Below are 5,405 nucleotides of genomic sequence, written 5' to 3'. Positions count from 1 at the left end.
CAGGGCAAACGAAAGAAACAAAGGAAGAAAAACTATGGAGTTACAGCTGGGAGATGACCAATATTCCTTCTTTCCAGACAGAGCCTTATGCGCCTTCACCTGAAAATTACCTGACAAGGGTTAAAATAGCACCCGAAAAATTCAGTTATTATGCTTTTTCAGGAAGTTACAATAACTGGAATGATTTGGGCAAATGGATCTATACCGATCTTATTTCAAAACGGCAGAATCTGGCACCTGAAACGATACAGATGGTAAAATCATTGGTGAACGGTATAAATGACCCTAGGGAAAAGGCTAAAAAGATATACGCTTACATGCAGGAAAAGACCCGCTATGTGAGTGTTCAGATAGGCATTGGCGGGTTTCAACCAATTTCAGCTGCTGAGGTAGACCGTATGGGTTATGGAGATTGCAAAGGTCTTGTAAACTATATGCAAAGCCTCTTAAAGGCCGCTGATATCTATTCCGAATATTGTATTGTTTATGCCGGGAATCAAAAAAGAAGCCTGGATCCGGACTTTGCAAGTATGGATCAGGCCAATCATATTATACTTTGTGTTCCTTTTGAAAGGGATACCACCTGGCTGGAATGCACCAGTCAAACCGTACCTTTTGGCTTTTTAGGAGACTTTACAGATGACAGAACTGTATTGGCCTGTACGGAACATGGAGGAAAGTTACTTCATACTCCGGTTTTATCTGCAACGGAGAATAAAACCATCCGGACGGCTTCACTGAACATAGACAATGAAGGCAATATAAAAGGTAGCATGTTAACCCGGTTTGAGGGGGCTGAGTATGACAATTGTGAAGGACTGATCAGTGATTCGCCGGAAGAGCAGGTTAAATCATTGAAGTCGAAATATGACCTGGACAATATTGAGTTTGACAAGGTAACATTCAATCAGTTAAAGACAAGCAAACCTGCCACGACGGAACATCTGGATCTGAGTATCAGAAGTTATGTTCCTCAAACACAAAGCCGCGCTTATTTGGTGTTAAATGCTTTTAATAAAGCGAAAAATATCAACGAAATCACCAACCGTACCAGGCCTGTAGTGGTTAACAGAGGTTTTACCGAACTGGACACTATACAGTATACACTGCCAGATAGCTTCAAAATAGAGTCAGAAATGGAGAACATCCAGATTAAGAATGATTTTGGTTCTTTTATTGTTAAAACAACTTTAAGTGGAAAGCTACTTACCTACAGCCGGTATTTCTTATTGAAAGAAGGCCATTATCCTGCTGAACGCTATAAGGATCTGGTTGATTTTATCAGCAGAGTACGGCGCTACGACCAGTCAAAAGCTGTCTTTAAGCTCAACTGAGAATGATGATTCCCAGACCTATACCTATGATCATAATTAGATACATAATGATCTCCGTAGTGGCAAACCTTTTGTATTTCGTCCAGAATGAATAGTCGTGTTTTGGTTCTGACATTCCTTTATAATACTTTAAATTATTTTACGGGTCCTGCCTTAACAAAAGCTTTCTGATATGCAGGTAAGGTAATGTTGTCGACAACAACACCTCTGGTGGTAGAGGCATGTACAAAATAGTCATCATTGAGATAGATACCTACATGGTCTACTTCGTTTCCACCAAAAGAAAAGAAAATGAGGTCTCCTTCTTTCAACTGACCAAGGTCTTTGTTCCTGACTATCTGCGCCTGGTCTCTTGATCTGCGCGGAAGTTGTATGCCATAAATTTCCTTTTCCAGCAGGAAAGCGAAGCCGGAACAATCTATCCCATTCTTGTCAAGTCCTCCTAAACGATACCGCACCCCTGTCCAATCCGTAATGAAGCGGTAAAGGGATCTATTTTTAAGATTGGACATCGCATTTGCTGCAGCGGCAGCATTTGCCGCATTGCTGTTCGTTACGATATGTCTTCTGGAGCCACAAGCTGTTAGAAACACCATTAAAATGACGAGCAATCCTAAATTCCTTTTCATTTACTGCTTAATTAGGCGTTGAATCTCATCCAGTTTAAGTAAGGCTTCAACGGGGGTTAATACATTCACATCCAGGTTATTGAGCATATCCCTTATTTTTACCAGAATAGGATCATCTACGGCAAACATATGCAGCTGGTAAGCCTGGTTTTGTACTTTTTTAATACTGTCTTTGATACTTTGGCCTTCAGTGCGGTCAATTTCAAGCTTTTTCAGGATTTCATTAGCTCTGGCAATCAGCTTAGGAGGCATTCCTGCCATTTTAGCTACATGAATACCAAAACTATGTTCACTTCCACCCGGCACCAGTTTCCTTAAAAAGATGACCTTGTTTCCTATTTCCTTTACAGACACATTAAAATTTTTGATGCGGGTCATGGTATTGGCCAGCTCATTCAGCTCGTGATAGTGGGTAGCAAATAAGGTTTTAGGTTTAGCACTTGGGTGAGTATGCAGGAATTCTGCAATCGCCCAGGCGATGGAGATCCCATCGTAAGTACTTGTTCCACGGCCTATTTCGTCCAGGAGAATGAGGCTGTTGTCTGAAATATTGTTCAGAATGCTGGCGGTCTCATTCATTTCCACCATAAATGTACTTTCGCCTGAAGATAAATTATCTGATGCACCAACACGTGTGAAGATTTTATCTACCAGTCCGATAGTTGCAGCTTTAGCAGGAACAAAACAGCCCATTTGAGCCATCAAAACAATTAGTCCGGTTTGCCTTAAAATAGCAGATTTACCCGACATATTGGGCCCGGTTATAATAATGATCTGTTGCGTATTGTTATCGAGCAAAACATCGTTAGTAATATATTCCTCACCTACTGCAAGGCGTTTTTCTATAACCGGGTGACGTCCCCCTTTGATATCCAGAACTTTCTTTGTGTTCAGTACAGGCTTAACATAATGGTTCTTCACCGCCAGTTGAGCAAAGCACAACATCACATCAAGCTGGGCAATCATGTAAGCATTGAGCTGTATAGGTTTAATACAGGTACTCACCTGGTACATCAATTCATTGTACAAACGGACTTCTATTTCCTGAATTTTCTCTTCTGCTCCCAGGATCTGTTCTTCGTATTCTTTAAGTTCAGGAGTGATATAGCGCTCTGCATTGACTAAGGTTTGTTTACGCAGCCACTCTGTTGGCACTTTATCCTTGTGTGTATGGGTAACTTCCAGATAATAGCCGAATACATTGTTAAAGGCTATTTTGAGTGAAGGAATGCCCGTTGCCGCGGCCTCTCTTTTCTGGATTTCGATCAGGTAATCTTTACCTCCATAAGAGATTTTCCTCAATCTATCTAATTCTTCATCTATGCCGTCTGCAATCACATTTCCTTTAATAAGCAATGCAGGTGGGTCTGGAAAAAGTTCTCTTTCGAGTTTTTCCCGGATGGACAGGCAGGGATTCAATTGCTCAGCAATGAGACCCAGGAACGGATTTCCAGATGCTTCTGTCAATTTCTTAACTTCTTCTATATGGTGTAAAGCACGTTTCAATTGACAAAGCTCCCTCGGTCCTACTTTCAACAATCCCACTTTAGAGATCAGTCGTTCCAGGTCTCCTATTTGTTTAATATGTGAAAGCAACTCAACGGAAAGGTCTTCACTTGCAACCAAATACTCCACCATACCTAAACGCTCCTGTATAGGTTTCAATTCCTTCAGTGGCATAATGATCCACTTGTGGAGCAATCTTGCCCCCATAGGTGTACTGGTCTCATCCAGCACATCAAATAAGGTTACCGCATTATCATTGGCAGAGCTGACCAATTCCAGATTTCTGACAGTGAAACGGTCCAGCCACATAAAGCGATCTTCTTCAAGCCTGGAGATAGAGGTGATATGTTTGAGATTGCGGTGTTCCGTTTCATTCAGATAATGGAGGATGACCCCTGCCGCTACGATACCAGTTTGCAATTTATCTACACCAAAGCCTTTTAGTGAAGCCACTTCAAAATGCTTGGTTAAGGTTTCATTTGCATAATCAGTGGTAAATGCCCAGTCGTCTAGGGTATATGTATAGAATTTATCACCAAATAACTCCAGAAAGTCCAGTCTTCTGTTTTTTTGAAAAACAACTTCTGTGGGTTTAAAGCCCTGCATCACTTTATCAATGTATTCTGCATTTCCTTGTGCCACCAGGAATTCTCCCGTAGAAATATCCAGTAGCGACACGCCAATCTGGTTTTTATCAAAATAGATGGCAGCGAGATAATTGTTAGATTTCTGACTTAAGATATTGTCGTTGTAAGCTACCCCTGGTGTAACCAGTTCTGTAACTCCACGTTTTACAATGGTTTTGGTTGTCTTCGGATCTTCCAGCTGGTCACATATGGCTACACGCTGTCCGGCCCTAACCAGCTTGGATAAATAGTTTTCCAGGGAATGATGCGGAAAACCAGCAAGTTCTATATGGCCTCCCGGCCCGTTTCCTCTCCTGGTGAGTACGATTCCTAATATCTGTGCAGTCTTTACTGCATCTTCTCCAAATGTCTCGTAAAAATCTCCTACTCTAAACAATAATAACGCGCCCGGGTACTTTGCTTTAATTGCATTGTACTGCTGCATTAATGGTGTTTCTTTAGTCTTATCTTTGGCCAAAATGATTCTATTTACAAAATCGTAAATATACTATCTTGAAATTTAGCCTTTACGTTTTGTTGAAAATTTAAATAATGTGAATATATCGCTTTTATCCCAGTTCCCTGATGTAGGAAAGAAATAAGGTCATCGCTTCTCTCTTTTGCGTGGTCAGCTCAAAATCAAGCTTATGCATCAGATAGTCGTCCAGATCAAAGGCTGGATTTTCAGGAAGTTCTTTGAGCAGTTCCTTTCTATGATCAAGTCCTGATTTCAGAGCAACATTGAATTCCTCAATAAATTCCTTTGGAATTTCCTTGTTGGCTACCCAGGCCGCGTACATAAAGGGCAGTCTGGTAAAATTCATCCATTCCTCTCCCATGTCATAGGCATAAGCGTAATCACCCTTTTTTCCAAAGGTCCGGTCACCGATCAGAACAATGGCATCTGTTTTTACAGTTGGATCTGTAGTGAACTCAACATCCAGTTTCCAGTAGAATTTCAATAGTACCCTTGCCAGGTTATTGGATGTTCTGGAATGACTGTCCAACTTCAGGCTTTTGATTTCTTTGGCTGGAACATCACTAAAAATAAATACAGAGTTCACGGCTCCAATGGAACCGATGCAATAATCTGCCACAATATTTGCATTGGGTACATGGGGGAAGGCAGCTATGGGTATCAGGCCAATATCCACCTGCCCATCTATTAATTTAGCGGCACAGTCTGAAGGAATATCTAAACTAAGGTCTATCTTGTTTTTAACGTCTGAATGTTCGATTCCGTAAATGAACGGTTTAGTATTGGTATAAGCTACTGCTGATATTTTAATCTTGTCCAAGGTTATTTAATT

4 protein-coding genes are annotated in these 5,405 nt (G+C 41.0%); 1 reads left to right on the top strand and 3 read right to left on the bottom strand.

The features are described from left to right. The coding region (locus tag VNZ46_RS00545) for a transglutaminase-like domain-containing protein (RefSeq protein WP_325558116.1) at positions 1–1,334 on the top strand (1,334 nt) is incomplete at its 5' end. Positions 1,335–1,468: 134 nt separating this feature from the next. Here VNZ46_RS00545 and VNZ46_RS00540 read toward each other — a convergent pair. From VNZ46_RS00540 to VNZ46_RS00530, 3 genes are all read right to left on the bottom strand, one after another. Next, a complete protein-coding gene (locus VNZ46_RS00540) occupies positions 1,469–1,963 on the bottom strand; it encodes a C40 family peptidase (protein ID WP_325558115.1) in 495 nt (164 codons plus the stop codon). Beyond that, positions 1,964–4,573: a DNA mismatch repair protein MutS gene (gene mutS / locus VNZ46_RS00535; RefSeq protein WP_325558114.1), complete on the bottom strand. Its 2,610-nt coding sequence runs from the start codon at positions 4,571–4,573 to the stop codon at positions 1,964–1,966. Positions 4,574–4,664: 91 nt separating this feature from the next. Continuing rightward, complete coding sequence (locus tag VNZ46_RS00530) at positions 4,665–5,393, bottom strand: menaquinone biosynthesis protein (RefSeq protein WP_325558113.1); 729 nt, start codon at positions 5,391–5,393, stop codon at positions 4,665–4,667. Between the last annotated feature and the right edge of the window lie 12 nt (positions 5,394–5,405).

Source organism: Pedobacter sp. (assembly GCF_035566355.1).
Lineage (GTDB): Bacteria > Bacteroidota > Bacteroidia > Sphingobacteriales > Sphingobacteriaceae > Pedobacter.
Note: the sequence above shows the minus strand (reverse complement) of the source record. Positions and strands in the feature narration are given on the sequence as shown.